Annotated in this window: 32 protein-coding genes; 15 read left to right on the top strand and 17 right to left on the bottom strand. The window is 37.8% G+C overall.

Annotated elements, in window-relative coordinates:
* On the top strand, positions 1–77 hold a 77-nt coding region (locus tag HWQ49_RS14885), incomplete at its 5' end, for an IS3 family transposase (protein ID WP_394810770.1).
* Between the two features lie 63 nt (positions 78–140).
* On the opposite strand, the gene HWQ49_RS08295 is transcribed toward HWQ49_RS14885, so the two are convergent.
* Complete coding sequence (locus HWQ49_RS08295; protein ID WP_188207138.1) at positions 141–1,361, bottom strand: putative glycoside hydrolase; 1,221 nt, start codon at positions 1,359–1,361, stop codon at positions 141–143.
* A gap of 519 nt (positions 1,362–1,880) precedes the next feature.
* On the opposite strand from HWQ49_RS08295, the gene trpS reads away from it, so the two are divergent.
* A complete protein-coding gene (gene trpS, locus HWQ49_RS08290) occupies positions 1,881–2,876 on the top strand; it encodes a tryptophan--tRNA ligase (protein ID WP_188207137.1) in 996 nt (331 codons plus the stop codon).
* 108 nt (positions 2,877–2,984) lie between these two features.
* On the opposite strand, the gene HWQ49_RS08285 is transcribed toward trpS, so the two are convergent.
* The 6 genes from HWQ49_RS08285 to HWQ49_RS08260 all read right to left on the bottom strand — a co-directional run bounded on the left by HWQ49_RS08285 (position 2,985) and on the right by HWQ49_RS08260 (position 7,580).
* On the bottom strand, positions 2,985–3,743 hold the full coding sequence (locus HWQ49_RS08285; RefSeq protein WP_188207136.1) for a DUF3603 family protein: 759 nt from the start codon (positions 3,741–3,743) through the stop codon (positions 2,985–2,987).
* Between the two features lie 72 nt (positions 3,744–3,815).
* Positions 3,816–4,022 carry a hypothetical protein gene (locus HWQ49_RS08280; RefSeq protein ID WP_188207135.1) on the bottom strand — a complete coding sequence of 69 codons (207 nt, stop codon included), beginning with the start codon at positions 4,020–4,022 and terminating at the stop codon, positions 3,816–3,818.
* A 175-nt stretch (positions 4,023–4,197) separates the two neighbouring features.
* Positions 4,198–5,091, bottom strand: coding sequence for a glycine betaine ABC transporter substrate-binding protein (locus HWQ49_RS08275; RefSeq protein ID WP_188207134.1), 894 nt, complete (start codon positions 5,089–5,091; stop codon positions 4,198–4,200).
* A 28-nt stretch (positions 5,092–5,119) separates the two neighbouring features.
* Positions 5,120–5,851 carry an ABC transporter permease gene (locus HWQ49_RS08270; RefSeq protein ID WP_223155071.1) on the bottom strand — a complete coding sequence of 244 codons (732 nt, stop codon included), beginning with the start codon at positions 5,849–5,851 and terminating at the stop codon, positions 5,120–5,122.
* Between the two features lie 16 nt (positions 5,852–5,867).
* Positions 5,868–6,857, bottom strand: a complete 990-nt coding sequence (locus tag HWQ49_RS08265) for an ABC transporter ATP-binding protein (RefSeq protein WP_188207132.1) — start codon at positions 6,855–6,857, stop codon at positions 5,868–5,870.
* 51 nt (positions 6,858–6,908) lie between these two features.
* A complete protein-coding gene (locus tag HWQ49_RS08260) occupies positions 6,909–7,580 on the bottom strand; it encodes an ABC transporter permease (protein ID WP_317450920.1) in 672 nt (223 codons plus the stop codon).
* 275 nt (positions 7,581–7,855) lie between these two features.
* Here HWQ49_RS08260 and HWQ49_RS08255 point away from each other — a divergent pair, with 275 nt between their 5' ends.
* A complete protein-coding gene (locus tag HWQ49_RS08255) occupies positions 7,856–8,965 on the top strand; it encodes a mandelate racemase/muconate lactonizing enzyme family protein (protein WP_188207131.1) in 1,110 nt (369 codons plus the stop codon).
* 163 nt (positions 8,966–9,128) lie between these two features.
* On the opposite strand, the gene fabF is transcribed toward HWQ49_RS08255, so the two are convergent.
* From fabF to HWQ49_RS08235, 4 genes are all read right to left on the bottom strand, one after another.
* Positions 9,129–10,367 (bottom strand): beta-ketoacyl-ACP synthase II, encoded by a 1,239-nt coding sequence (gene fabF / locus HWQ49_RS08250; protein WP_188207130.1) that lies wholly within the window; start codon positions 10,365–10,367, stop codon positions 9,129–9,131.
* A 68-nt stretch (positions 10,368–10,435) separates the two neighbouring features.
* Positions 10,436–11,374: a beta-ketoacyl-ACP synthase III gene (locus HWQ49_RS08245; RefSeq protein ID WP_188207129.1), complete on the bottom strand. Its 939-nt coding sequence runs from the start codon at positions 11,372–11,374 to the stop codon at positions 10,436–10,438.
* Between the two features lie 120 nt (positions 11,375–11,494).
* Positions 11,495–12,439 (bottom strand): BMP family ABC transporter substrate-binding protein, encoded by a 945-nt coding sequence (locus HWQ49_RS08240; protein ID WP_188207128.1) that lies wholly within the window; start codon positions 12,437–12,439, stop codon positions 11,495–11,497.
* Positions 12,440–12,509: 70 nt separating this feature from the next.
* A complete protein-coding gene (locus tag HWQ49_RS08235; RefSeq protein ID WP_223155069.1) occupies positions 12,510–12,788 on the bottom strand; it encodes a hypothetical protein in 279 nt (92 codons plus the stop codon).
* A 123-nt stretch (positions 12,789–12,911) separates the two neighbouring features.
* On the opposite strand from HWQ49_RS08235, the gene HWQ49_RS08230 reads away from it, so the two are divergent.
* On the top strand, positions 12,912–13,091 hold the full coding sequence (locus HWQ49_RS08230) for a YjzD family protein (RefSeq protein ID WP_188207126.1): 180 nt from the start codon (positions 12,912–12,914) through the stop codon (positions 13,089–13,091).
* Positions 13,092–13,151: 60 nt separating this feature from the next.
* On the opposite strand, the gene HWQ49_RS08225 is transcribed toward HWQ49_RS08230, so the two are convergent.
* Positions 13,152–13,382 (bottom strand): hypothetical protein, encoded by a 231-nt coding sequence (locus HWQ49_RS08225; RefSeq protein WP_188207125.1) that lies wholly within the window; start codon positions 13,380–13,382, stop codon positions 13,152–13,154.
* Positions 13,383–13,581: 199 nt separating this feature from the next.
* On the opposite strand from HWQ49_RS08225, the gene HWQ49_RS08220 reads away from it, so the two are divergent.
* Positions 13,582–14,394 carry an undecaprenyl-diphosphate phosphatase gene (locus HWQ49_RS08220; RefSeq protein ID WP_188207124.1) on the top strand — a complete coding sequence of 271 codons (813 nt, stop codon included), beginning with the start codon at positions 13,582–13,584 and terminating at the stop codon, positions 14,392–14,394.
* A gap of 521 nt (positions 14,395–14,915) precedes the next feature.
* On the opposite strand, the gene HWQ49_RS08215 is transcribed toward HWQ49_RS08220, so the two are convergent.
* Positions 14,916–15,227, bottom strand: coding sequence for a metal-sulfur cluster assembly factor (locus HWQ49_RS08215; RefSeq protein ID WP_188207123.1), 312 nt, complete (start codon positions 15,225–15,227; stop codon positions 14,916–14,918).
* 75 nt (positions 15,228–15,302) lie between these two features.
* A complete protein-coding gene (locus HWQ49_RS08210) occupies positions 15,303–16,067 on the bottom strand; it encodes a prolyl oligopeptidase family serine peptidase (protein ID WP_188207122.1) in 765 nt (254 codons plus the stop codon).
* Positions 16,068–16,236: 169 nt separating this feature from the next.
* On the opposite strand from HWQ49_RS08210, the gene HWQ49_RS08205 reads away from it, so the two are divergent.
* The 8 genes from HWQ49_RS08205 to dat all read left to right on the top strand — a co-directional run bounded on the left by HWQ49_RS08205 (position 16,237) and on the right by dat (position 22,189).
* Complete coding sequence (locus tag HWQ49_RS08205) at positions 16,237–17,073, top strand: Cof-type HAD-IIB family hydrolase (RefSeq protein ID WP_188207121.1); 837 nt, start codon at positions 16,237–16,239, stop codon at positions 17,071–17,073.
* A gap of 133 nt (positions 17,074–17,206) precedes the next feature.
* On the top strand, positions 17,207–17,332 hold the full coding sequence (locus HWQ49_RS14760) for a hypothetical protein (RefSeq protein WP_262926659.1): 126 nt from the start codon (positions 17,207–17,209) through the stop codon (positions 17,330–17,332).
* A complete protein-coding gene (locus HWQ49_RS08200) occupies positions 17,333–17,530 on the top strand; it encodes a DUF3813 family protein (RefSeq protein ID WP_188207120.1) in 198 nt (65 codons plus the stop codon).
* Between the two features lie 187 nt (positions 17,531–17,717).
* On the top strand, positions 17,718–18,614 hold the full coding sequence (gene phnD / locus HWQ49_RS08195; RefSeq protein ID WP_188207119.1) for a phosphate/phosphite/phosphonate ABC transporter substrate-binding protein: 897 nt from the start codon (positions 17,718–17,720) through the stop codon (positions 18,612–18,614).
* A 211-nt stretch (positions 18,615–18,825) separates the two neighbouring features.
* Positions 18,826–19,617, top strand: a complete 792-nt coding sequence (phnC, locus tag HWQ49_RS08190; RefSeq protein WP_188207118.1) for a phosphonate ABC transporter ATP-binding protein — start codon at positions 18,826–18,828, stop codon at positions 19,615–19,617.
* Entirely contained in the window at positions 19,598–20,419 is an 822-nt protein-coding gene (gene phnE / locus HWQ49_RS08185; RefSeq protein ID WP_188207117.1) for a phosphonate ABC transporter, permease protein PhnE, read from the top strand. Before phnC ends, phnE (HWQ49_RS08185) begins: the two co-directional genes overlap by 20 nt.
* A complete protein-coding gene (gene phnE, locus HWQ49_RS08180; RefSeq protein WP_188207116.1) occupies positions 20,419–21,216 on the top strand; it encodes a phosphonate ABC transporter, permease protein PhnE in 798 nt (265 codons plus the stop codon). The genes phnE (HWQ49_RS08185) and phnE (HWQ49_RS08180) overlap by 1 nt, the downstream gene beginning before the upstream one ends.
* A 118-nt stretch (positions 21,217–21,334) precedes the next feature.
* Positions 21,335–22,189 (top strand): D-amino-acid transaminase, encoded by an 855-nt coding sequence (gene dat, locus HWQ49_RS08175; RefSeq protein ID WP_188207115.1) that lies wholly within the window; start codon positions 21,335–21,337, stop codon positions 22,187–22,189.
* Here dat and HWQ49_RS08170 read toward each other — a convergent pair.
* Entirely contained in the window at positions 22,186–22,641 is a 456-nt protein-coding gene (locus HWQ49_RS08170) for a hypothetical protein (protein ID WP_188207114.1), read from the bottom strand. The two genes, dat and HWQ49_RS08170, sit on opposite strands and share 4 nt — an antisense overlap.
* Before the next feature lie 108 nt (positions 22,642–22,749).
* Here HWQ49_RS08170 and HWQ49_RS08165 point away from each other — a divergent pair, with 108 nt between their 5' ends.
* Positions 22,750–23,013, top strand: coding sequence for a NifU N-terminal domain-containing protein (locus tag HWQ49_RS08165; protein ID WP_188207113.1), 264 nt, complete (start codon positions 22,750–22,752; stop codon positions 23,011–23,013).
* 66 nt (positions 23,014–23,079) lie between these two features.
* Here HWQ49_RS08165 and HWQ49_RS08160 read toward each other — a convergent pair whose 3' ends face one another.
* Both HWQ49_RS08160 and HWQ49_RS08155 read right to left on the bottom strand, forming a co-directional pair.
* Positions 23,080–23,937, bottom strand: coding sequence for a BsuPI-related putative proteinase inhibitor (locus tag HWQ49_RS08160; protein ID WP_188207112.1), 858 nt, complete (start codon positions 23,935–23,937; stop codon positions 23,080–23,082).
* Positions 23,938–23,995: 58 nt separating this feature from the next.
* Complete coding sequence (locus HWQ49_RS08155; protein ID WP_188207111.1) at positions 23,996–24,850, bottom strand: YitT family protein; 855 nt, start codon at positions 24,848–24,850, stop codon at positions 23,996–23,998.
* Positions 24,851–24,941: 91 nt separating this feature from the next.
* Between HWQ49_RS08155 and HWQ49_RS08150 the strand changes: the two genes are divergently transcribed.
* Positions 24,942–25,802 carry a DegV family protein gene (locus tag HWQ49_RS08150; RefSeq protein ID WP_188207110.1) on the top strand — a complete coding sequence of 287 codons (861 nt, stop codon included), beginning with the start codon at positions 24,942–24,944 and terminating at the stop codon, positions 25,800–25,802.
* Positions 25,803–25,843 lie beyond the last annotated feature (41 nt).

The following is a 25,843-nucleotide window of genomic DNA, read 5'->3' as shown; positions in this document are numbered from 1 at the left end:
ACAATTCATCGAGATATCAGTGGACATTAAAAAAGATGACCCCGAATCAGTATCGGGATCACCTTTTAGCTACGTAGTTTTTTTAATACTGTCCACTTTTTGGGGTGCAGTTCAAAAACGAGGGAACTTTTAATTTCATATTACCGAGGGTCAAAATCGACGCCTCTTGTATAGTTGTTATTCGGGTCCCATAGTAAATATTCGTAGATCCCATTATCATATAGTGCTCTTATTTGTGCTTCTACTTCGTCAATTCCGTAAGTAAATGATTGCCCTGGTGGATATAGCCAAGCTGCAGTAAAGTCTTGGATCCACGGCCTTGAAGTAGGTGCTTCATCTAACTGACCTAGTAACTCATTTTCTACTTGCGCATACTCATTGACTAAATTATATGGTTCGCGATCCGGCTCAGAAATGCCAAAATATGGTGTCCAATGACTCGGATAAATCATTGACGAGATGACATCAACATTTTCAGAAATGCCTAAGAAGTTTTGACCAATTCCTGGTGCCTCTTCAATAGTAGCCGTATATCCGAAAATATCAACTGAAACATCAACATCATATGGCTGTAATTCTTCATAAGCATATTCTACGAACTCGTTTACTGCTCTTACACGTTCTTTAATATTATCTAAACTAGCATCCTCATAATCGCCACGTCGGTAATCTAAAATCTCATCACGCGTTTCAAAACCTTCAGGGAATCTAACATAGTCAAACTGAATCTCTTTGAAACCTAATTCAGCGGCATGTTTGGCAATTTCTAAATTATACTCCCAAACCTCTTGAACAAATGGATTAACAAAGGCTTCCCCACGACCGTTGATCCACACGTCGCCATCTTCTTTAAACGACCAATCAGGGTTATCCATCGCTAAATTAGTATCCTTAAAGACAACTACACGAGCTATTGGATAAATCTCCTCTTCCTCCAGTTGTTCAAGCATTTCACGCGGGTCTTTAATGAAATTATTGGAGTAGTCATAATGAGGTGAATCCTCATCTAACTTATAGGTAATGTTGCCGTGATCATCCTTCACATCAATCACCATAGAATTAAGAGGTGTATCATTAACAAGCTCAATTAAACCATCAAAGCGTGAACCCCCAGCAGAATGACCAGTGACATAGATTCCACGGACAGCATCCGGATACTCAAAGTTCAAACCCGAATCATATGTAAAACGTGGTAGAGGGTCTGGTAATGTTCTCATTTCCAAAGATGTCTCAAAAGTATAATGCAGACTAGCTTCCATCACAGTAGCCTCTTCCTCATCAGCATTCAATTGACCTGGTAATGTCAATTGAACTAAACTCATCATCAAGACTAACGTCAAAATCCAACGAATCGCATTCATTGTGCCTCTCCCCCAAGCTGTTCTATTTATCTATTAAAACTATTATATACATTATAATCGGTTTTTCGACACTTTTGTTATTTTTTTTATAATTTATATTATTTTTTGAAAAAATAAACCAATAGGTATAGTTCCTCCGTTTTATTTACATTAAAGTGATTCTTTTTAACTGACAATTTATCACTTGCAACCGATTATATAATTATCTATAATATAAAGATATAAAATACAAGACATAAAATGCTATGAATTAGCTGAAGTACTGCGTTACCTCTGATTGCAGTGAGCCTGGATAGTGAAAACAGGCATTATGTAACGTTAGGAAATTGGGGCTTTGGAGCAGATGAATCTTCCGGGTTGCTCTCGTTAACAGCATTTACTAAGTGACCTTAGTATTTAATCAAGGTAACAAGGGTGGTACCGCGAATCCATTCGTCCCTTACTGGGGATGAGTGGTTTTTTTATTGGTCTTTAATGGTTTAATAACTATTCAGAACGTAAAATTAATGAGGTGATGAAATGAATACAATTTTCTCTGGGATTCAACCTAGTGGAACATTAACCATTGGTAATTACTTAGGAGCACTAAGTCGCTTTCCTAAAATGCAAGAAGATAATAACTGTTACTTCTGTATTGTTGACGAGCACGCAATTACAGTACCACAAGATCGTCTAGAATTACGTCAACAAACCCGTTCATTGGCAGCATTATATTTAGCCGTGGGAATCGACCCAAAAAAATCGACACTATTTATCCAGTCTGAAGTACCCGCTCACACTGAGCTAGCTTGGATCTTACAATGTGTCAGCTATGTTGGTGAGCTTGAGAGGATGACTCAATACAAAGATAAGTCTCACGGTCAGGAGGCTGTTTCAGCAGGTTTATTAACCTACCCACCATTAATGGCAGCTGATATCTTACTTTATTCAACTGATGTTGTCCCAGTTGGTGAGGACCAAAAACAACATATTGAACTAACACGAAATTTAGCCGAACGCTTTAACAACAAATACAATGACATTTTTACGGTCCCAGAACCACATATTCCAGAACAAGGGGCACGCATTATGTCCCTTCAGAATCCCACTAAGAAAATGAGTAAATCAGATGATAATCAAAAAGCAACCATCAACATCTTAGATGAACCTAAGAAAATCGAAAAGAAAATAAAAAGTGCTGTCACGGATTCTGAAGGTGTAGTCGAATATGATAAAGAAAATAAACCAGGAATCACTAACTTATTAAATATATATGCTGGATTTTCAAATCATTCCATCGATGAAATTGTCGATATGTATAGAGGGAAAGGTTATGGAGAGTTTAAAGGAGATCTCGCACAGGTCGTAATCACAGCTTTACAACCTATCCAAGAGAAATATCACGAACTATACGAATCAGAAGAATTAGACGACATATTAGATGAAGGTGCGGAAAAAGCTGCTTTTGTTGCTAATAAAATGCTCAAAAAAGCAAAGAAAGCCATGGGATTAGGTCGCGTTCATTTAAAAAGATAAACATAAGAGGTTAGATCCAAAATAATCTCTTAATATAGAAGAGCTCTATTTAACGATAAGACCTCAAAAAAGCCTACACATTATATATATGTGTAGGCTTCACTAAATCTAAGTCCTCTTTAGAACATTTTTCTTCTGTTGTTCCATTTCCCATAAACGCTCAAAGAATGGTTGACCTTTAGCCATTTTAGCACAGATGTCATCATGCTTCTGACTCCACCCTACTTTTGCTTCTTCAAGTAACCAATTAAACCCTTCTTCAAACGTCATTGATTGAATCTCTTCATAATTTTCTGGTCGCCATTCAGTTAACCAATAACGCAATTCATCGATTCGGCCACTTTGTTGTAGCTGATCAAGCATCAGCATCAGTAAATGCTTTAATTGGCGTTCTTTTCTAGTCAGCCCCACCATATACTCCGGATTCAAGGATAAGATATGGTGAGTTTTCCCTTCGCTTTTTGGCTTATAAGAATAATCCATCGGTCGTTTATGCGAAATTAAATCAATAACTAATCGTTCTTGTCTTGGGATCACTCGGCTTTTTCGTACAGGGATTTCATAACCTAGCGTATCAACGACTAATACTTGTTTTCCATCGGTAGCGACAAAAGCATAATCCAGCGAAATTCTTTTATGTTGTTTTTTTAAGTAGGCTCTTTTATAAACAGAGTCTAATAATTCTTGAGGAAGGTCTTGCATGTCATTTTCTATGTAATCAAATAACGCTTCTGTCACATAAACAACTGGTACTTGATCGAGTAACTCTATCGAATCGTTTTTACGCCACTCATGAAAATGGCAAACATTATAACCATTCTCTTCCCCTTCGAACCAGTTCACCCAAATATCATGAACGTACATCATCAACATCCCTCACTTTAAGTGTTATTCCGTTTACGCTCATTATCACCCAAGTGACTTATTTTTATTCTTAATTTATGAACCAAATGGGTTTTTATACATGGCGATAACCATGATGGTAAAGCCTAAAGGCAGCATATAGCACTCTGGCCTTTTATATATAAATAGTAAAAAATCATACACTGTCATCCCTACAGGTAAGAAATTTAAATAACCTATGATTGAAACAGCCCCGACACAAGTAAACCCAAACCCTATAAAAAACATGATTAAATACCACATCTACAACTGAAGCCACCTTTTCAATTAGTCGCTTGTCCAATTGATGTCTTGTCCGAACCCTATTTATTAAAATATATGTATCACCTTAATGTATCATTATTATTTTTGCCCACAAAAAAAGCTGAGACAGCATCATAGCTGCCCCAGCACGATTAAAATCTTTTATTCAAACCTTTTATTCAATGACACCGATTTCGGTTAAAAACTCTTCAGCAACCTCACTTACACTACGTTCTTCAACATCAACTTGATAGTTTAGCTCTGTCATCGTTTCGCTATCTAATGCATCTGCTACTGGCTTAGTCAATTCCTCGATTTCTTCATTAGCTTCTAAGACTTCACTACGTACAACAACTGCAGCAGAATAGTCTGGGAAGAAGTTTTGATCATCTTCTAAGTTTACCAAATCAAACTGTTCGATTCGGCTATCTGTGTTAAAGCCCATTGCTACATCCACTTCTTCATCTCTTAACGCTTGGTAAGTTAAACCTAAATCCATAATTGTTACATCATCAGTTGCGAATTCGAAATCGTAGAACTCTTGTAATGCACCAAACCCATCAGGACGCACCGAGAATTCGTCATTGACCGCTACCGGTGCCTCATTACCTGCACTGACATAATCAGCTAAGTCAGATAACGTATTAACACCTTCAGAATCTGCAAATGATTGGCGAACCATTAATGTATAGGTGTTATTCACTTCTGTTGGGTTCATCCAAGTAATTCCATTTTCAGCATCAATATCTTTAACCGCTTCAAACGCCTCAGCTGCGGTTGTTACCGGCTCTTCATCAAGGTAAGTCACTAATCCTGTACCAGTGTAATCCCAAGTAATATCTACTTGTCCACCTTCCATCGCTTCTCGTAAAACGTTACTACCCATATCCGTACGCTTATCAACATCATAACCTTCTTGTTCTAAGATGATTTCAGTCATCTCAGCAAATAATAAAGACTCCGTAAAACTTTTTGCTCCAACAGTAACCTCTTTTCCACTATCTCCATTACCACAAGCAGATAAAATAAGCATAACTGCTAACATTGATAAACCAATTACTTTCTTCATCATAATCCCCCTTAAAAATATATAACTTTTAACTAGATTCAGGTCTTGTTCCTCTAGGTACAATCTTTCGCTCAATTAAGCGTAAGATTAAATCGGTAATAACAGCTAAAATTGTTAGTGGAACAGCACCCGACAATAGAATGCCATTATCAAATACTCGAATGCCCGTAAAAATCCAGTTACCTAATCCACCACCACCTATTAGTGATGCTAAAGCTGCTGCACCGATATTAATAACTACAGCCGTTCTAACCCCTGCAATAATTGAATAAGCTGCATTCGGCAATTCAATTCTGAATAATATCTGATAAGGTTTAAAACCCATTCCCTGAGCTGCATCTATTAAACTACTATTAACTGATTGTATTCCTGCTAACGTATTTCTAAAAATCGGTAAAATGGAGTATAAGAAAAGGGCAAAGACAGCTGTTTTAAAGCCTATCCCCATCACTCCCATCATCAAGGCTAAAATCGCCATATTCGGAATGGTATATCCGAAATTAACAATCGTTGAGACAATTCCTTCAAACCTTTTAAACATTGGCCTAGTTACCAGAATAGCCAGTGGAATAGCGGTTAATATTGCTAACCCAGCAGAAATCAGTACTAATTGAAAATGCTGGCGTAACAGGACTGAAAACTCTTCAAAATTATTTACCAGATAGTCAAAATAGCCATTAGTGATGGTCCAGATAAAAAACCACACAAGAGCTACATAAACGACGATCCTAACTGACCAAGTGATTATTGTCTGACCCAATATTCTTACCTCCTTTTTAAGGTACTCTGACAGGATCATCTTCGCTCGACAGACTAACCATATATCGATTAATCAACTCAAAATCTAAATAACCAATGATCTCTTGTTCTTCATTCACAATAGCAACAGCTTGCTCTTCGCTTTCTAAAACAAACCCTAAAATATCACGCAAACTCGTATCTAAACTCGCTTTCTTTACAGTAGCAGAGCTTGATAATGAGTCTTTCAATTCGATTGTCTTAACTAAGTCATAAACAAAGTGGATCGTTAAACTTTTAATGGTTCGATCTTGACCAACAAATTGTGAAACAAAATCATTGGCAGGGTTTTGTAAAATGTTAGATGGGGTATCGAATTGCATAAGCTGTCCATTTTTCATTAATGCAATTTTATCACCCATTTTAATCGCTTCATTAATATCATGACTAACAAACAAAATGGTTTTATTCAACTCTCTTTGAATAGATAAAAACTCATCTTGAATGCGTTCACGGATAATAGGATCTAGTGCACCAAACGGCTCATCCATTAACATGGCTGGTGGATCAGCCGCTAAAGCACGAATCACACCAATTCGCTGTTGCTGACCACCTGATAACTCATGAGGATATCGTTTTCGATAATCCTCAGCATCTAAACCTACTAAACTCATTAACTCTTCATAACGTTCATTTTTCTTATTCTGATCCCACTTTAATAAATGAGGAACAATCGTGACATTTTGTTCAATCGTCATATTAGGAAATAACCCATTACTTTGAATGACGTAACCTATTTTTCTTCGTAATTCGATCTCATTTAATGATTGGATACTTTCACCATTGAATAAAATATCACCATCAGTAATAGTTTCTAAGCCATTGACCATTCGTAATAGAGTTGTTTTACCACAACCTGAAGGGCCCAATAAAACAACAATTTCACCTTCATTCACGTTTAATGAAACCTGATCAACCGCTGTGATATCGTCACCATATACTTTTGTGACATTATTATACTGAATCACGTCGGTTCAACTCCTTAACGTTTTTATTAACATTAGACTTAAAAATTCTACCTACGAAACCCCTTTTGGTGTTAATAGTTTTTGTAAAAACCTTAAAAATAAATCGGCTGATATTCCTAAAATAGAGATAGCAATCGCACCTGAGATAACCATCTCATGATAACCACGTGTAATCCCTTGTGAAATCAATGTCCCTAAGCCACCTGCTCCAATAAAGGCAGCAATAACCCCAATACCAATATTTAAAACTACCGCCGTCCTCACTCCTGCCATAATTACAGGAATGGTGTTTGGAATTTCCACTTTAAATATTCGTTGGATAGTACTCATTCCAACACCTTTAGCAGCATCGCGAATTTGAGGGTCAACGTTGTGTATAGCAGTGTATGTGTTTCGAATAATTGGTAATTGTGAGTAGAGGACTAAGGCAACAAAGGCAGGAACGAAACCTATGCCGTAATTAATGATGGAGAAGATTGGCACCATAATCCCAAATAAAGCAATGCTTGGTATGGTCATGATTACACCAGCTATGTTGAGGACAGTTCCAGCTAACTTCTTATTTGTCGTTAAATATATTCCTAAAGGTACGCCGATTAATATAGCTACCATTATAGCCGAACCAACCAATATAATATGTTCAATTGTCAACTCAATAACCCAGTCCATATTATTTTGGAAGTATTCCATTACCCGCCCAAAAGTACTTTGATGATCGTTCATTGATCTTGCACCCCCTTTTGATGCAACATTCAACACTAACCCGTTAATCGAAAATAAGCACATCTTTAATAATATATTAAATTGTATTTATATAACAAATTACTCATTAGGTAGATTCATAACGATATATGAAGTATTTTTATCTTATCACCGATTAACCTAGCTATATCTTTTGAATTACCTTAAATATATTGATATATCGAGGTATTTAAGTTTTGTATAAACTCTGACTATTTGTTATGTTACGGCTATTCAAATAAAAAAGGAGTTCAAAAATGAAAATTACATCGATTGAAACGAAACATTACAGTAAACCTCTGAATCCACCATTCAAAGCAGCTTGGGATCCAAAACCACGTGAGAATTTTGCTTCAACATTAGTATTTGTCCATACCGATGAAGGCATAACTGGCGTGGGATCCGGCGATTTAATGACAGGGTTTGAAGGCCATGAACACTTATTCATTGGACAAGATCCATTTGCCATTGAAAGACACTCTAAAATCATTGATAATATTGACTTCCACTACGGTCGCTGCTGGCCCTTGGATATTGCCTTATGGGACTTGATGGGTAAAGCAACAGGACAACCTGTTTACAAATTACTTGGTGCAAAATCCAACAAAATTAAGGCGTATGCTTCTACAGGTGAGATTGTCACTCCTGAAATTAGGGCAGAAAGAGCTAAAAAGTTAATCGAAGAAGGATATGAAGCCATTAAAATTCGCTTCCATCATGACGATGTTCGTGATGATTTGAAAGTGGTTGAAAAAGTACGTAAAGAAGTAGGTGACCAATTAGAAATTATGGTCGATGCGAACCAAGGTTGGAAGATGCCATGGGATACTGAAAAGACTTGGGATTTAAAAGAGGCTTTACAGGTTGCTAAAGAACTTGAAAAGCTTGGTGTCTTCTGGTTGGAGGAACCACTTCCTGCCCATGACTTCAAAGGTATGGCAAAGCTTCGTGAAATGACTAGTATTAGAATAGCAGGAGGAGAGATGAACCGAAGATGGCATGACTTTCGTGAAATGACCGACCAAGGTTCATTGGACGTATATCAGCCTGATGTTGCTCTTGCAGGTGGAATCACCAATGTTAAAAAGATTGGGGAACTCGTCCAAGGAAGTGTACATCTTTTCTCACCACATACCTGGAGTAATGGAATCGGCTTTTTAGCCAATCTCCATTTAAGTGTGGCGATTAGCGACTGTCCTTACATCGAATTTCCTTACGATCCCCCCGCATGGACACCAGAGCGTAGAGATTTCGTTATGAAAAACTTTATTACACCAAATGAACAAGGTGAGTTTATCATGAATGATAAACCAGGATTAGGCTTCGAGCTTGATGAAGAAGCACTCCAAAAGTACGAAGTAAAATGATAAAAACATATAAACTAAAATATATGAAGCCTTTGTTTTGTGACACGCTTACGGTTCATGACTGCTTCATTAGTATTCTCCAAAACCATTCTAATAGTATGAGCAACAGAACTAAAAAACAAGCACTATCCTTTGATAGTGCTTGCTTTATTAGATCAAATCTCTACTCATATTTCTTAAATACAATTGATGCGTTATGACCACCAAATCCTAATGAGTTACTCATTGCAACATTAACTTCCGCTTTCCTCGCTTCATTGACAACGTAATCTAAATCACATTCTTCATCTGGTGTTTCATAATTGACAGTTGGTGGCATGATACTATCTTTTATAGATAAAATAGAAATGATTGCTTCTAAACCACCAGCAGCACCAAGTAAGTGTCCTGTCATTGATTTGGTTGAACTCATTGCCAGATGATAAGCATGATCTTTAAAAACTGTTTTTACAGCATTTGTCTCATACTGATCGTTGTATGCAGTACTCGTTCCGTGTGCATTGATATAATCAACTTCTTCTCCGTTCAATCCTGCATCATCGATGGCTTGTTGCATCGCACGCGCTGCACCTTCTCCCTCCGGAGCTGGTGCGGTGATATGGTAAGCATCACCTGTTGAACCATATCCAACAATTTCTGCATAGATTTTAGCACCTCGTTTTTGTGCTGATTCTAATGATTCTAAGATAACAATTCCAGCTCCCTCACCCATAACAAATCCGTCACGGTTTTTATCAAATGGACGACTGGCTGTTTTAGGGTCTTCATTAGTCGTTAGCGCTTTAGAGCTAGAAAAGCCAGCAAATGCCATATTGACAATTGGAGCCTCAGCTCCACCTGTAATCATGACATCAGCATCGCCACGTTCAATCACTTTAAATGCATCACCGATTGAATTCGTACCTGAAGCACAAGCGGTAACTGTACATGAATTGATACCTTTTGCACCAAGTTGAATCGAAACTTGACCAGAAGCCATATCCGGAATCATCATCGGAACGAAGAAAGGGCTAACTCTGCGCTGTCCTTTTTCGATAAAGTTACGGAATTGATCTTCATAGGTCTGCATTCCACCGATACCTGATCCAATCCATACACCAACGCGAGGAGCTAACTGTTCATCAATTTCTAATTGAGCATCATCTACTGCCATTCTTGATGCTGCAACAGCATATTGAGTAAATAAGTCCATTTTTCTGGCATCTTTTTTATCCATATAATTCTCTGGATTAAAATCCTTAACCTCGGCCGCTATTTTCGTTGGAAAGTCATCCGGGTTCACCTTAGTGACATGATCGATTCCTACATAACCATCTAAAAGGTGATTCCACATTGTTTCAACATCATTGCCGATAGGCGACACAGTTCCTAAACCTGTCACTACTACACGATTTTTAGTCATGGTTCATTACCTCCTAATTCTCAATATATACGATTGTTTAACGAAAACCAATTACGAAGACTTCGAGTTTACTTTCCCCATCGTAATGCAATAGCACCCCAGGTTAAACCTCCACCAAAACCAACTAATACTGTTACATCATTGTCTTTTATTTTACCTGCTTTTACATCTTCAGACAATGCTATTGGAATCGATGCTGCTGAAGTGTTGCCATATTTATGAACAGACTTAGACATTTTTTCAACTGGAATATCTAAATTTTCCCTAGCTGCCTCCATGATGCGAATATTAGCTTGGTGTGGAATTAAATAATCGACATCATCTTTGGTCAGTCCTGCTTTTTTCACTACGTTAAGGGAAGAATCCCCCATTTGTCTTACTGCAAATTTAAACACTTCACGACCATTCATATAAATAAAATCTTCTTCAGTTTGGTGCAAGTGTGGTATTCCTGAACCATCAGCACCTAACTCATGTGCAAGAATTCCTCGCTCCTCAGAGACAGATCCTACAATGGCTGCACCTGCTCCATCGCCAAATAAGACACTTGTATTTCGGTCTGACCAGTCCGTAATCTTCGAGAGTTTTTCAACTCCAACCACCAAAATATTTTGATGGACATTTGCTTCGATAAACTGTTTGGCCGTTACCACACCATAAATAAAACCAGAGCAAGCGGCACTAATATCCATAGCAGCAATTTGCCTAGCACCTAATCTGGCCTGTAGCTGGCAAGCAACAGATGGGAACCCCATATCTGGAGTGACTGTCGCAACTAAAATCATATCTATATCTTCTGCCGTCAAATTTGCTTCATCAATTGCTTGAACAGCTGCATGATATGCCATATCTGACGTATCTACATCATCGGGAGCAATTCGTCGCTCTTCAATCCCTGTTCTTGTACGAATCCATTCATCAGACGTATCCACTATTTTCTCTAAATCATGATTAGTCACTACTTGTTCTGGAACGTAATGTCCAGTTCCAATAATACCTGCCTTCATGATTGCCATCTCCTAACAGTTACAATTATAATCATATATTATGACCTGGTTCTAATTTTAACAAAAAAAGTAGTCATTTAAAAGTTTATTTTCTTTCAAATGACTGTATTTTATTTATCATCATTTAGGTAATTGACCCGTTTCTTCAAATTCAGCAATCTTCTCTTCAACATGTGTCTGTATAGGTAATGACACATCATCACCAAAGTTACCAATCGTTAAATAATTTTGATCAAAGGTAATATTGACAATACCGGATGGAAGATTATCTTCATTAAACTGGGTAGCAATTTCCGTATACAACCCATCTACTTTATGCACTGTACTTGTTAGTACGGTCTTGGGAGCAATATCATATTGGTCATCGATAAAGCCAATAGCATAAATCCCCTCTTCTTGAGCTGCTCTAATAACAGGGGTGTTAAACCCGTCTCCAGCAGGGAAAACCACATCAACACCTTCGTCAACTAACTCATTAAAAAACATAATTGCTCTTTGTTGATCATACCTACTATTGACGACTCGTATATCCATATCTATGGTCGGGTCAACAGCTTGTACACCTTCAAAGAAACCTTCTACTTCATCTTGATATTGAAAGGCTGAAACAACCCCAATCTTTTGGGTGTCAGTCATTTCACCTGCTACCATTCCAGCAAAATAACCCACTTCATACCCATCAAAGTTGATACTAGTAATATTCCGATCAAACGTCCTACCGTTAAAATACACAAATTGAATATCAGGATAATATTCATTAAAGCTATCAAAAACACGCCCAAAGTTTGAACCATGACCAAAGACTAAGTTAACCCCTTGTCGCTTAAAATCTTCGACCGCTTCCTCAGCCTTCCGTTCAGTATCGATGTTTTCGCGAAATAGCACACTAACATTTTGCTCCTCTTTGATATTTAACAATCCTAGATAAGCTCCTCTACCCCAAGACTCATCATGGATTGTCCCTTCAAGGAGCAAGCCAACATTATTAAGTTGTCCATCATCAAACAAATTACAGCTTGATAATAAAGTCGGTATGATTAAAAGCACCAATAGCCATTTATACACCGTCCAACACTCCGATACTACATCATCTATACTCATTGTGGGAGTAAAAACAGAAAATAGCAAGACCTTATCATTGTTTATCTTCAGATGTATGGACAGTAATCACTTGCTTAGCACGTACCTCTAATTCAGAATTAATGAGATAAGCTTGGTCAAAACACTCATCACGATCTAAATCAGTGAACTCAGTATAATTAAAGTTTGCGTTTCTACCAACACTCATAAAGTAAAACGTCTCCTCATCCGACTCTAAAGTTCCAGAACCTACAACTTTAACGCCACTGTTCAAGAAATACTCAACTAGTTGATACCCTAAAGGGCTAAAACAAGGATAGACAAATACTTTCATCATTTATATCCCCTTAAAAATTAGTTTCCAATCATAAAACAAGCTCAAAATTTTTATATTTATTTTTATTAAAACCTTTGGTAAACTATTATATGGAATGTATAGATAAATGAGGTGAAGAATATGCGCTTAATTTGGACTGCTGTATGGAGCTTTTTGCTTAGTGCAATGATCGTCTACGTTATTGGAAGCATGTCTGGTCAAGAGTTTAATGTGACTGGGACGATAGCTTTGGCTGTAACGTTTTCATTAGTAACCGTCATTTTAGGTGAAGGCGTACTTAAGGAACAATCAGATAATTAAGGTTTGAGGTTGACTTATTCGTTAAGACTTCTAAGTCAACCTCTTTTATATTTCACAACTTTACCATGGCAAGGCGCTTAAGGCAGCAACAAAGGTTAATGGAATAATTAAACGGCTTAGACCATAACCATATCCATATGGTGGATACCCGTATCCGAAACCATATCCAAATGGATAACGATACGGCTGCCCCATTCCTGGCATATGTTGTGTGCCATGATGAGACGGTACGACAAGGTGGACATGTTCATCATCTAAATCAATGACGACACCTTCAATCTGTTCCCCCATCGTAGTCTCTACTATAACATGCTGTTTAAGATGGTTTTTACATAAATTATACGTCTGAGCTTTTGAACTATGCGCCAATGTAACCTCCCCTTTCACGTTACAGTGTATTCAACCAAAGAGTGACACGTGACCCAGTTAGGGAAGTTTATTTGTTCAAATCTAACCCGGTTAAAAAGTATCCAATTAAGGAGAGTGCCATATGTCTGACCTAATCGAAATTATTCAATTTTTCTTTCTAGGACTTTTCCAAGGCTTTACAGAACCTATCCCCATTTCATCGAGTGGTCATTTATTAATGCTTAGATCTATTCTCGATATTGATCTCCCCGGGGTAACTTTTGAAGCCTTTATAAATTTTGGTTCACTAATAGCTGTATTAATTGTCTATCGAAAAGATATTTTGTCGTTAATGATTAATGGAACCGCTTTTTTATTTAAACGTGAGGAAGAAAATCGCCAAGAGTTTTACTATCTATTCTTACTATTCATCGCGACCATTCCAGCTGGTTTAATTGGTGTTCTTTTTGAGGATATGATTGGAAGTATTTTTGATCACGTTAAATTAGTAGGAATCACGTTAATCCTAACCGCCATCGCACTTTGGATTATTAGGAATTTAAAAGGGTACAAAGATGATGCTGAAATGACCATCAAGGATGCGATTATTATTGGGTTTGCTCAATCAATTGCTTTATTACCTGGTATTAGTCGATCAGGAGCGACTATTGTTGCAGCTATGTTAGTTGGTTTAAAACGCCGTAGTGCCCTAAAGTTTTCCTTTTTAATGTATATCCCGGTTAGCCTTGGAACGATGGTGTTTGCGACAAATGACGTTTTAAGTGACCCAGCTATTTCCAGTCAATTTATCTTATACGTCATCGCTCTAATCGGTGCCATATTTGCGTCATACTTTGCTTTATTATTCTTTATTAACGTGATGACTTCAGGTAACCTTAAGTATTTCGCCTATTACTGTATGGGTATAGGTGTTTTAGCACTGATTTTTCTATAATCGATGGCTCGTTAACGTTGGATTGTTGGGATCTATGTGTGGTCGGACTTGCGTGCTGAACGTCGGACTATGTCGCGTAACGATCGGATTGAGTCTGCTGAGCGTCGGACTATCTCACGTGACAGTCGGATCAAGTCTGCTGAGTGCCGGACTATCTCACGCGACAGTCGGATCAAGTCTGCTGAGTGCCGGACTATCTCACGCGACAGTCGGATCAAGTCTGCTGAGTGCCGGACTATCTCACGCAACAGTCGGATCATTGCCCTGAACGTCAGACTAAACACCGTGGCGGTCGGACAGTCAGCGTCTTGAGCGCTGGATTCCACAATTATTTTTGAAGATTCAATAGTAGTTCTCCTAATTCATTAATTACAGGGAGTTATTCAATATTAAAATTGCTCTTTCATCAATTAATCAGACTTATTCATCATAAAAACGCTCATTCATCAATGAATATCCAACAAAAAACAGCCTGTACGGGATCGTCCCATACAGGCTGTTTTTAATAAAACTATATCGACTTAGTCCGGAATTCCTAATGCGATCTTCGCATAACGTGACATACGATCTTTTGTCCAAGGTGGATTCCAAACAATATTTACTTCAACATCAGATACTTCTGGTATATCGGAAAGTGCATTTTTAACATCTGATTCAATCGTCGCAGCTAATGGGCAACCCATTGCTGTTAACGTCATGGTAACAGTTGCCAAGCCATTTTCATCTAAATCGATGTTGTAAACAAGCCCTAAATTAACAATATCAATCCCTAACTCAGGGTCAATAACGTTTTCAACGGCACCCCAAAGATTCTCTTCTAATGCTTGATCCATCTTTTACTCCTCCTTCAACCATTCTATCTACATTATAAACGTGATCATGGATATTTTAAAGTGAAATCCTGTGAACTATAAGTGTCTTTTGAACCAGTCAGTTAACTGAAGCATCGCCTGACGACTCACCTTGTGATCGCGCCCATGTTCACGTACAAACTCTACATGTTCATCCATACCTAATGCTTCAAGTTCTTCAAAAAACTCTTGAGCATGACTAAATGGTACAACTGGGTCTTGATCACCATGCCAGATAAATAATGGACGTCCATCAATCGATTCTGGTTGCTCTGATAAGTCAATTTTCCTAAGGGCAGCTAGTTGCGTTTCAAGCTCAGCTTCACTAAAGGGGATCTCAATACCTTGTTGTTCGATACCTTTTAGAAGATAACGAGCCATATCCTGAGCTTTAGCAGACCCCATCATCATTCCGACCGCTTGAATCCAAGAATATTGCGTTAAGGCAGCTGCAGTAGTCATACCACCCATACTCGTTCCGGCAATCCCTAAACGTCCACTCTCTACTAGACCATTTTGTATTAACCATGAATTAATCATATGTAAATCGACTAAATTCTGCTCAACTATTTTCCAAAAGTCAAACTGAATTTGATCTTCATTTACCTCACCACGTCGTGCACCATGATGCATGGCATCAGGTAAGACAACACGATATCCAATATCGGCTAACAAGTAGGCAAGGGATAGATTCTGTTCCTTTGCACTTGTAAATCCGTGAAAATAGACGATTACTGGTAAAGGAGCAACTTGCTGTGTTTGATTATGTACAATTAAAGTTGGAATATGTTCAATTTGTCTCTCTTCTATAACTACTGCCATGTCAATAAGCCCCCTAAAATCATTTTATAACCATAATAAATGATATCCTAAAAGCTCTCAAACAATTACGCTTAACCCTTTTGACATAGCTAAAGTGACATACTCATAAAAATATGATATGATATTTTAATTAGAAAAAAGACAATGAGGAAATTGAGGTGAAACCGGTATGGATAGACATTTAATCGCTCTCGATTTAGATGGTACGTTACTTAATGACGATAAAATCATTTCCAATAGAACGTTAGAGACTATTAAAGCTGCCAAAGAGGCTGGACATATTGTAGCAATAGCAACTGGAAGGCCATTCCGCGTTAGTAGACAATTTTACGAGCAAATGGCATTGGATACTCCTATTGTGAACATGAATGGAGCACTTATTCACCATCCTAAAAAAAAGAACTGGGACCATTTGCATTCTCCATTACCTAAAAATGTGGCGTATGACATCATTGATACGTGTTATGATGTTGGTGTGCAAAATATTCTAGCTGAGATTATGGATCAGGTGTATATTGAGTTTAACAATAATCATTCAATTACGGATTTTTTCCAAGTGGGATTAGATTCACCTGCTATTTTCGGTAATATGAAAACCAATTTAGCGGATGATCCTTCCTCTGTACTCATTCATCCATTTGATGACCGAGTTAATCAAATTCGCCAAATACTAACTGATCGCCACCAGTCCATTATTGATCATCGTAAATGGGGTGCACCATTCCACGTCATTGAAGTGATCCGTTCAGACATGCATAAAGCAGTTGGGGTTCATAAAATTGCTAAGTATTATGACATACCTAAAGAACGAATTATTGCTTTTGGTGATGAAGATAATGACTTTGAAATGATCGATTATGCCGGAGTCGGGGTTGCAATGGGGAATGGAATTACTGAATTGAAAAATTTAGCCAATGAAATTACCAATACCAACCACCGAGATGGTGTTGCTGAATTCCTTGAGACTTACCTAAATTTACCTAAGCCAGCTTTAACGAAAAAATAACCAATTATAATATAAACTATTCCACACACACTATACCTGAACGCGATCTATTCGTGTTCAGATTTTTTATATGGATCTGAGATCGTTAACGACAGCTCAGGTTTTAATTGGGTCCCTTTAAAGGAGGAGCTTCATGCGCCATAAAAAAGAGGAAGTGCAACCAAATAAGCGTGGGAACACGAAAACAGGTCAACGAAAATTCACCGATCAGGAGCGGAAGCGAAGAGAAGCGGATATTCACACCAGAGGAGGATTTTAAATGGAAAACAACTTCCTTAACCAAGCGAGACAAGCAGTTCAAAATTTAACGAACCGAAACAATCGCCAAAATCAACCAGACGAAAAAGAACTTCAAGCCGTGCACGATGCAATTCAATCCGCTTATGAACAAAGCACTCCAGAAGAACAGCAGGAACTACAAGAATTGGAGAACGAATTAAGAACCCACCATCAATAATCAAATAATGTTAATGATCGATCATTACCCACTAAAACGTGACACAATTCGACTTGTGTCACGTTTTTTGTTAAGAAATCGTAAATTTGTCTCAAATTTTTAAAATTATGTTGTACTAATGTGTCATATTATTTATAATAAAGTTGTTTCGAAATAATATTTTGAATATTTTAAGGGGGAGACAGTTTTGAAAAAGTTCCTTATGGTAACTGCTTTAGCACTTATGACGTTTCTAGCAGCTTGTGGGTCGTCTGCTGATGAAGGAAACCCGGATGAATTAGTTATGGGGTTTGTTCCTTCACAAGACTCTGACACGATCGCAGAGACCGTTGAACCACTGGCTGAGGAATTAGCTGAAATTTTAGGCAAGGAAGTTGAACCACGTACCATGACCAACTACAACGCATTGGTTGAAGGAATGGGCTCACAGCAAGTTCATATCGGATTTATTCCGGCGTTTGGGTATGTCATTGCTAATGAAGACTATGACGTAGAAGTAATCTTAAAATCTATTAGACACGGTGATTCTACTTATAAAGCACAATATGTTGTTCGCTCCGATTCTGGTATTGAATCCCTTGAAGATTTAGAAGGTAAAACTTGGGCGTATGCAGATGCAACATCAACATCAGGTTTCTTATTCCCTGCTTCTCAATTGATGGACATGTTTGACCTTGAATCACAAGGAGATTTAACTAACGGATTCTTCGGTGATACAGTTGCTGTAGGTGGACATGACACTGCTGCAATTGCTGTCTATGACGGTGATGCTGATGTGGCAACTACATTTGATGATGTTCGTGACAACTTAGAAGATGATTACCCAGATATTTTTGATGAACTAGACGTAATCGACTACACAGATGAAATTCCAAACGATACGATCTCAGTCATCAAAGAACTAGATGATGATCTAGTTGAAGAGATTCGTGAGGCTTTCCTATCATTTAACGAAGACGATGATATGATTGAGATCATGAATGAGGTATACACTTGGGATGCAATTGATACAGCTGAACATTCTGAGTACGATGTGGTAGCTGAAACTTATGAACGCTTCAAAGATGACGTGTCATTAGACTAATCTAACCTATAACTATATACATCAAGATATTGATAGCAAGGGAGGAGTAATCCTCCCTTTTAGATTATCCAAAAAGGTTGCGAATTATCAGACGAAGGATCCATTCAAAGCATCTAAATTTAATCTAGCATTTATTATTCTCTATTATTCTATTATTTAGCGTCTGAATGAACAATACTAACATAAATCAACAGGCATGAGGTGAGAAATTGTGATTGAATTTAAAGATTTGTCTTTAGTATATCCAAACGGCCACCAGGGTCTTAAGGATGTTAATGTTACCATTGAAGATGGTGAATTTGTAGTTATTGTTGGTCTATCAGGAGCTGGTAAATCAACATTTATCCGTAGTATTAATCGTCTTGTTACCCCTACTGCAGGCGAGTTACGAGTTGATAGTGATAATATTCTTGATTACAAAGGTCGAGGATTGAGAAGTTTACGTACGAAAGTCGGTATGATTTTCCAAAGCTACAATCTAGTTAAGCGTAATAGTGTGTTCAAAAATGTCTTAGCTGGCCGACTAGGACACACAGGAACTTTTCGTTCTGTCTTCAATCTCTTTAATAAAGATGATAAAGCATTAGCTTATGAAAGCCTAAAACGAGTTAACATTGGTGAAAAGATTTATAACCGTGCGGACGAATTAAGTGGTGGTCAGCAGCAACGTGTTAGTATTGCACGTGTCTTAACACAAAAGCCTAAATACATTTTGGCCGATGAGCCCGTGGCCTCACTTGATCCACCTACATCACATCAGGTCATGAAATATTTACGTAAGATTAACAAAGAAGATGGGATCACAACAATTGTCAACTTACACTTTATCGATATGGCAATGGAATATGCTGATCGTATTATTGGTATGAGAGATGGTGAAGTCGTTTTCGATGGTCCAGTATCAGAAGTGAGCGAGAAGACTTTCGAAGAGATCTATGGTCGTTCAATCCGTGAAGAAGATATGCGCGGAGGTGCAGAAGAAGATGTCGAATCCCATGCATAAACCCTCGCTAACTGAGGACCAATACGCACCAATGCTCTCTCCTTGGCGAGCCAAAGCCAAGATTACCATGATCTTCTTTGTTATTATTATGTTTTTACTTTTTAGCTCTTGGCGTACGGGAGTTGACTTAGCTGAGCTTACACGTGGCTTTGGGAATATGACTCAAATAACTGATAAATTATTCCCGATGAATATGTCAATTTTAGGGCCTGCTGTCGGAAGGCTGTTTGAAACAATTCACATGGCCATTATCGCATCAACCTTCTCAACTTTAGTCGTTATCCCAGTTAGTCTATTAGCTGCAAACAATATTACGACAAACTGGTTTGTTTATAACATTACTCGTTTTATTATGAACGTTTTACGTACGATTCCTGATGTTGTACTAGCAGTTATTTTCGTTGGATTATTTGGAATTGGTGTATTCGGTGGTATCGTTGCACTATTTGTCTTTTCACTTGGAATCTTAGCTAAATTAATTAGTGAGACTGTCGAATCAGCAGATATGCAACCTGTCGAAGCCATGCGTGCATCTGGGGCTAATACGATTCAAGCAATTGCCTATGGAATCGTTCCTCAAGTATTACCACAATTTACATCTTTTTCACTATATGTATTCGAAATTAACATCAGAGCTTCGGTCGTAATTGGTTTAGTAGGTGCTGGTGGTATTGGTCAGCTTCTCATGAACCAATTTAGTTTTAACAATTATGGTGCTGTCATGACCATTATAGCTATCATCTTCGTTGTTGTAGTCATCATTGAATACATCAGCGGTAAAATAAGGGAGGCGATTATCTAATGAGCCAACAATTACCTCCAAAAAAACCGAGATCAACCAAAAAATTAGTTCGTAACATTGCCATCGCCATTGCGATTGTGATCCTTTACCTATGGACATTCTTATCAATTAATGTGGACTTTGCTCGAGTGGCAGAGCGATTTAGCTCAAACTATGATCGGGTTGTTCCTCAATTAATTAGTCCCAACTGGGAGCGAGGTCCTGAAGTTATTGAAATGATGATTGAAACGATATTTATCGCTTACGTTGGTTCTTTAGCAGCTGCAATAATTGCTGTCCCATTAGGCTTTCTTGCTGCATTTAATATGACGTATAATAAAATGCTTTCCACATTTGGTAAGTGGATTTTAAGTGGTGTTCGTGCATTCCCGGAAATTATTTTAGCAATCTTATTCGTTGTGGCTGTTGGTCCAACTCCTTTCGCAGGTATTTTAGCAATTGCGATTGGTTCAACTGGTATGCTTGGTAAACTTTATGCTGAAGTACTAGAATCAATTGACATGAACGTTGTTGAAGCCATGCAAGCTAATGGTGCTAATAAAGTTCAAATTATGTTCCACGGAATTATCCCACAGGTCATTCCGGAATTTCTATCATACGCGATCTATCGTTTTGAGATCGATGTTCGTGCATCAACCATTCTAGGTTATGTTGGTGCTGGTGGTATTGGTACAATGATCTTCTTCGCACAAAGTAACCGTAACTGGAGCGATATGGGGATGATCTTACTAGTGATCATCATTGTCGTAACACTTATTGACTATGCTAGTACGTATATCCGTAAACGTATCGTCTAATAGTCCATTCAAGAAGGTTCAAGTGACTCTATCTGTCATTTGGGCCTTTTTTTATATTTACACACGTATTTTTTAAAGCTAACATAAAATAATAAAGAAACTAAGGGAGTTGACATATATGATTGTACTAAAGAACAACCAGTTCATCGAAAGAGAATATGCCACAATAGATATGGAAGATCGGGGTCACCAATTTGGCGACGGTGTTTATGAAGTGATTCGTGTTTATGAAGGTAGATATTTTTTACTACAAGATCATCTTGAGCGATTACAATATAGCCTTAATGAAACGGGGATTAACTTTAATATATCTGAAGAGAACGTCCATGATCACCTTCACCAGTTAATAGATTTAAATGATGTTGAAGATGGCGCTATCTATATACAAATCACTCGAGGTATTGCACCAAGATCACATCCATTTCCCAAGGATACATCACCTATGGTTTTCGCTTATCCGATTAAAGCTACGAGTCCCACTGAAGCACAATCAAAAGGGATTAAGGTAATTTTAGAAGAGGACTTCCGTTGGTTACGTTGTGACATTAAGAGTCTCAACCTCCTAGGCAATGTAATGACCAAACAAAAAGCCGTTGAAGCAGGAGCAACCGAAGCGATTTTCTATCGTGATGAAAATCATGTAACAGAAGGCTCTTCAACAAATGTGTTTATCGTCAAAGATGGTACTATTTACACCCATCCTGCCGACAATTACATACTCAATGGCATCAATAGACGTTACCTTTTGTATCTTGCTAAAGAATTGAACATTCCTTATAAAGAAACGATATTTTCCATTAATGATTTAAAGCAAGCTGATGAAGTATTCATTTCATCAACAACTTCTGAAATGCTGCCTGTCGTTAATGTTGACGGTGAACCAGTCGCCAATAACAAGCCAGGCCCTATCAGTAAGCAGTTACTAGAGACATTTTTTAAGTATAAGGATCTTAATCAAATACCAACTCATTAATGCCCTTTGTGTTTGTGAAACAACCATTCAGAAATGTAATATAAATTAAAGAAGAAAATGACATGTCCAATAAACCAATCAAAGATAGCGACGAGATCTGTAGGAGCAGGTGTCGTCGTTTTTGCTATAGCCGTTAAGGGAAAGTAGGTTAAAAAAGCTATAAACGTCAATAAAGCCGCAACTTCTAACCGTCTCTTCCACAAACCTTTTCGCTTAGTAATTAAATATAGATAGATCGATGCAATCAATGTAGCCACCAACACATGTAGTGAATACTCAAAAGCCATATACAAATTATCCGGTACAGTTTCAGGGGGATCAAAAATAAAGTCAAGGTTTAAAAGTAACGTAAACAACTGTTTTCCAGTAAAGGCTTCAATTATATAAAAATAGAGGCTTATCGCTGTGGATGAAACCAATCCAACTACTAATGCTATGTACAAATACCTCATTAAATCCTCTCCTCTATAATTATCATATCATTTTATTCATGACTTTGCTTTTTTATCGACTTTTTTCATGCTAATATATAAGAGAGAAACCTAGGGAGGGATTGTCCAATGGCTGTAATTACCGAACCAACTCCAAATCCAAATGCAATGAAATTTACTGTCGATCGTGTGATTTTTGAAGGAGATGACAGCATTTCTGTCATGCAGGGTGAAACGAGCGAATTTGATATTTTAAATGATCTTATGGAACTTGAAGGTGTTGATAATGTCTTCGGTTATTATAACTTCATTACTGTTAATAAGACGTTTGATGCACAATGGGAAGAGCTTACGCCCAAGGTAGAAAAAGTTATAGAAGGCTATGGTTATTAATTGACCATCCTTGTTATCACCAAAGCCACCTAGCTAATTAGTTAGGTGGCTTTGTTTTATATTTATTTAGTTAAAATCTTCAAGTTTAGTATGATAATGGTTGGTCTGTTCTTCAGTTTCATCATCGTATTGATATAAAATCAAGGAAAGAACACCGTACTCAGGTAGATTTTCCTCATCAATTGAAATCTCTAGTTCAAATGACTGCCACTCATCATCACTTGATTCACCAAGTTCAACCTTTTCATTATTCATAAATAGATGATGACCATCCTCTACTGAATAATGGAAGTTTTCTTCTTTAGTTTCTCCAGTCACTTGATAATCGCCATTCTCACCACTAACCTCTATGTGACGGAATCGCTCATCATCAGAGTTTGCTGATTCAACTACTTCGTCTGATACTTGAATAGTTGATTTCTTTATTAATGAAGATTCTTCTACAGTATGACCGTCAACTTCTTGTGGTAACATTTCCACACTGACATCGTAATCATCAGATTCCACTCTCTCACCTTCATGAGTGTAGTCCCATTCTTCTTCCCATGTCAGCTGATCACCTGGTTTAAGATCTTCTGTAATAATAGCTTGTGTAAACATCTTTCCTTCAGAATAACGGTAAACTTCTTCCCCAGACTCTTGTTCACTCACAACAATTTCATACTGCTGTCCTGAGGAAAAAGATAACGTCATTTCATCATCGCCCATATGCTCTAGAGTCATCTTAACGATTAAGTGGTCATCCTGATTTTCAAGATCAATATCAAATTTCAACTGATCTAACAATTCCTCCACTTCATTCACTTCTCCTTGTTGATCCGTACCGTCCCCAGATGTAGAATGATCTTCTTGACCTGAAACGCCACATCCTGTAAGTAAGAAAATTAGTCCAAATGCAATTATAAAGCCTAGTAACTGCTTCATCTTGGCCACCCCTTTTTTCTATGGTTGTATCTATTTAGACGTTGGAACTTTTTATAAGTTACACCTTCTCGTCCTCTTTTCGGAAAAACCCAAAAATCCCCGCTGTTTGGACAATATTAGTAAAGGAGTTGGGATCGGCCTCCTTAACAATATGTTCTAAATCATACAATTCATAACGTGTTACAACCATCATTAACATTTCACGATCCTCATCTGTAAAAGCTCCTTTAGCCGGTACACGTGTAATCCCACGGACCATCTGCGAATGAATAGCTTTTGTTACTTCCTGTCCTTTCGAAGTGACAATCATAGCCGTCAACTTCTCATGACGAGTATGGATCGCATCAATTACGCGTGTTGTTACATACAAAGTAACCAACGTATAAAGAGCTTTTTCGGGGTCATATACTAACCCAGCAAAAACGATGATCAACCCATTAAGTGTTAAGAAGTAAACCCCAATGGGGCGATCCTTTAACCGTGAAAGTACCATAGCGATAATATCCATACCACCCGTTGAGGCACCTAATTTAAGGGTAATTCCCACACCAACACCACTTAGTAACCCACCAAAAACGGCATTAAGTAAAATGTCATCAGCCAAATCCATAAGTGGAATCGTTTCTAAGAACAATGTCGTAAAGCCAACTGAAATAACACTATAAACGGTAAAACCTCGTCCTACTTTCAACCAACCTAAAATAACAACCGGAATATTTAGTAAAAATAGCAAGATACCTGTACTAATATCGACATTTAGAAAGTCTTGAAAAATACTTGATCCAAGCTGAGCAACTCCCGTAAAGCCACTCGCAAATACATTAGCTTGAATTAAGAAGAAGTTTAAGGCCATAGCATTAAGTAGGGCCCCAACAATAACAATCGCAAAACGCTTTGCTTCAAATATAAACATAATAGCCTCCTGTCTAAACATTGACGTATGTAAATTGTCCTATTAAACTTAGTATAATAACGAATTTTAAGATAAATCTAGGAGGAAGTCCATGAACGTAAAATTAATCGTTGATTCAGGTTCGGATTTACCACAAGACATCATAGACAAATATGACATTGACCTCGTATCACTTATTGTCCATCTAGATCACAAAGATTATTACGATCGCGACACAATTGATTCAACAGCTGTTTATGAAGCCATGCGAAATGGTGCAGCTCCAAAGACCGCTCAAGCAACTCCCGATACTTTTTATGAATTATTCAAAAAGTATGCTGAACAACAAAGACCCATTATTTATCTAGCATTCTCCTCTGAACTATCAGGTACCTATCAAAGTGCTATGATAGCCAAACAACAGGTGGAAGATGAATTTAGTCAAGCTGAAATTTATATCATTGATACTAAAGCAGCTTCAATGGGACATGGGCTTATTGCTTATCATACGGCTAAAGCTATTGAATCTGGTGGAAGCATTCAGGACATCCTAGATCGTGCTCAATTTTACGTCAATCACATGGTACACATTTTTACTGTTGATGATTTAGAATACCTTCAACGTGGGGGTAGAGTCAGCAAAGCTCAAGCTTTTGTTGGTGGCATGTTAAAAATTAAACCTCTTCTCCATGTGGAAGATGGCAGACTTGTCCCACTTGAAAAAATCCGAGGAACTAAAAAAGTCCTTGGACGTATGACTGATTTAACAAAAGAACGAGGCCAGTCATTTGACCAACAAACCATCGCTATAACTCATGGTGATGACGAAGAGAGAGCACAAATGCTAGCTGAACGGCTGCGTGAGGCCCTTAATCCAAAAGATATCATCATCCATCAAATCGGCTCAGCAATTGGTGCGCACGCTGGTCCAGGAACGATCGCTCTATTCTTCTTAGATGAAGTCGAAAAGTAGTCTATAAAACAAATATACCCAGATGAAAGATTGGTTAATCT

It is taken from the genome of Alkalibacillus aidingensis (genome assembly GCF_014595945.1).
In the GTDB taxonomy this organism is placed as follows: domain Bacteria; phylum Bacillota; class Bacilli; order Bacillales; family Alkalibacillaceae; genus Alkalibacillus; species Alkalibacillus aidingensis.
This window is presented reverse-complemented; position numbering and strand designations above follow the sequence as displayed.

Excerpts from the sequence above, each read along its gene's own strand:
- dat (WP_188207115.1), top strand. The coding sequence starts at position 21,335 with ATGATTGTACTAAAGAACAACCAGTTCATCGAAAGAGAATATGCCACA.
- HWQ49_RS08215 (WP_188207123.1), bottom strand. The coding sequence starts at position 15,227 with ATGGATCAAGCATTAGAAGAGAATCTTTGGGGTGCCGTTGAAAACGTT.
- HWQ49_RS14760 (WP_262926659.1), top strand. The coding sequence starts at position 17,207 with ATGCGCCATAAAAAAGAGGAAGTGCAACCAAATAAGCGTGGGAACACG.
- HWQ49_RS08200 (WP_188207120.1), top strand. The coding sequence starts at position 17,333 with ATGGAAAACAACTTCCTTAACCAAGCGAGACAAGCAGTTCAAAATTTA.
- HWQ49_RS08170 (WP_188207114.1), bottom strand. The coding sequence starts at position 22,641 with ATGAGGTATTTGTACATAGCATTAGTAGTTGGATTGGTTTCATCCACA.
- HWQ49_RS08210 (WP_188207122.1), bottom strand. The coding sequence starts at position 16,067 with ATGGCAGTAGTTATAGAAGAGAGACAAATTGAACATATTCCAACTTTA.
- phnE (WP_188207116.1), top strand. The coding sequence starts at position 20,419 with ATGAGCCAACAATTACCTCCAAAAAAACCGAGATCAACCAAAAAATTA.
- HWQ49_RS08275 (WP_188207134.1), bottom strand. The coding sequence starts at position 5,091 with ATGAAGAAAGTAATTGGTTTATCAATGTTAGCAGTTATGCTTATTTTA.
- HWQ49_RS08245 (WP_188207129.1), bottom strand. The coding sequence starts at position 11,374 with ATGAAGGCAGGTATTATTGGAACTGGACATTACGTTCCAGAACAAGTA.
- fabF (WP_188207130.1), bottom strand. The coding sequence starts at position 10,367 with ATGACTAAAAATCGTGTAGTAGTGACAGGTTTAGGAACTGTGTCGCCT.
- HWQ49_RS08225 (WP_188207125.1), bottom strand. The coding sequence starts at position 13,382 with ATGGGGGAACAGATTGAAGGTGTCGTCATTGATTTAGATGATGAACAT.
- trpS (WP_188207137.1), top strand. The coding sequence starts at position 1,881 with ATGAATACAATTTTCTCTGGGATTCAACCTAGTGGAACATTAACCATT.
- HWQ49_RS08230 (WP_188207126.1), top strand. The coding sequence starts at position 12,912 with ATGCGCTTAATTTGGACTGCTGTATGGAGCTTTTTGCTTAGTGCAATG.
- phnE (WP_188207117.1), top strand. The coding sequence starts at position 19,598 with ATGTCGAATCCCATGCATAAACCCTCGCTAACTGAGGACCAATACGCA.
- HWQ49_RS08235 (WP_223155069.1), bottom strand. The coding sequence starts at position 12,788 with ATGAAAGTATTTGTCTATCCTTGTTTTAGCCCTTTAGGGTATCAACTA.
- HWQ49_RS08205 (WP_188207121.1), top strand. The coding sequence starts at position 16,237 with ATGGATAGACATTTAATCGCTCTCGATTTAGATGGTACGTTACTTAAT.
- HWQ49_RS08280 (WP_188207135.1), bottom strand. The coding sequence starts at position 4,022 with ATGTGGTATTTAATCATGTTTTTTATAGGGTTTGGGTTTACTTGTGTC.
- HWQ49_RS08165 (WP_188207113.1), top strand. The coding sequence starts at position 22,750 with ATGGCTGTAATTACCGAACCAACTCCAAATCCAAATGCAATGAAATTT.
- HWQ49_RS08255 (WP_188207131.1), top strand. The coding sequence starts at position 7,856 with ATGAAAATTACATCGATTGAAACGAAACATTACAGTAAACCTCTGAAT.
- HWQ49_RS08260 (WP_317450920.1), bottom strand. The coding sequence starts at position 7,580 with ATGAACGATCATCAAAGTACTTTTGGGCGGGTAATGGAATACTTCCAA.
- HWQ49_RS08295 (WP_188207138.1), bottom strand. The coding sequence starts at position 1,361 with ATGAATGCGATTCGTTGGATTTTGACGTTAGTCTTGATGATGAGTTTA.
- HWQ49_RS08160 (WP_188207112.1), bottom strand. The coding sequence starts at position 23,937 with ATGAAGCAGTTACTAGGCTTTATAATTGCATTTGGACTAATTTTCTTA.
- HWQ49_RS08220 (WP_188207124.1), top strand. The coding sequence starts at position 13,582 with ATGTCTGACCTAATCGAAATTATTCAATTTTTCTTTCTAGGACTTTTC.
- HWQ49_RS08150 (WP_188207110.1), top strand. The coding sequence starts at position 24,942 with ATGAACGTAAAATTAATCGTTGATTCAGGTTCGGATTTACCACAAGAC.
- HWQ49_RS08285 (WP_188207136.1), bottom strand. The coding sequence starts at position 3,743 with ATGATGTACGTTCATGATATTTGGGTGAACTGGTTCGAAGGGGAAGAG.
- HWQ49_RS08155 (WP_188207111.1), bottom strand. The coding sequence starts at position 24,850 with ATGTTTATATTTGAAGCAAAGCGTTTTGCGATTGTTATTGTTGGGGCC.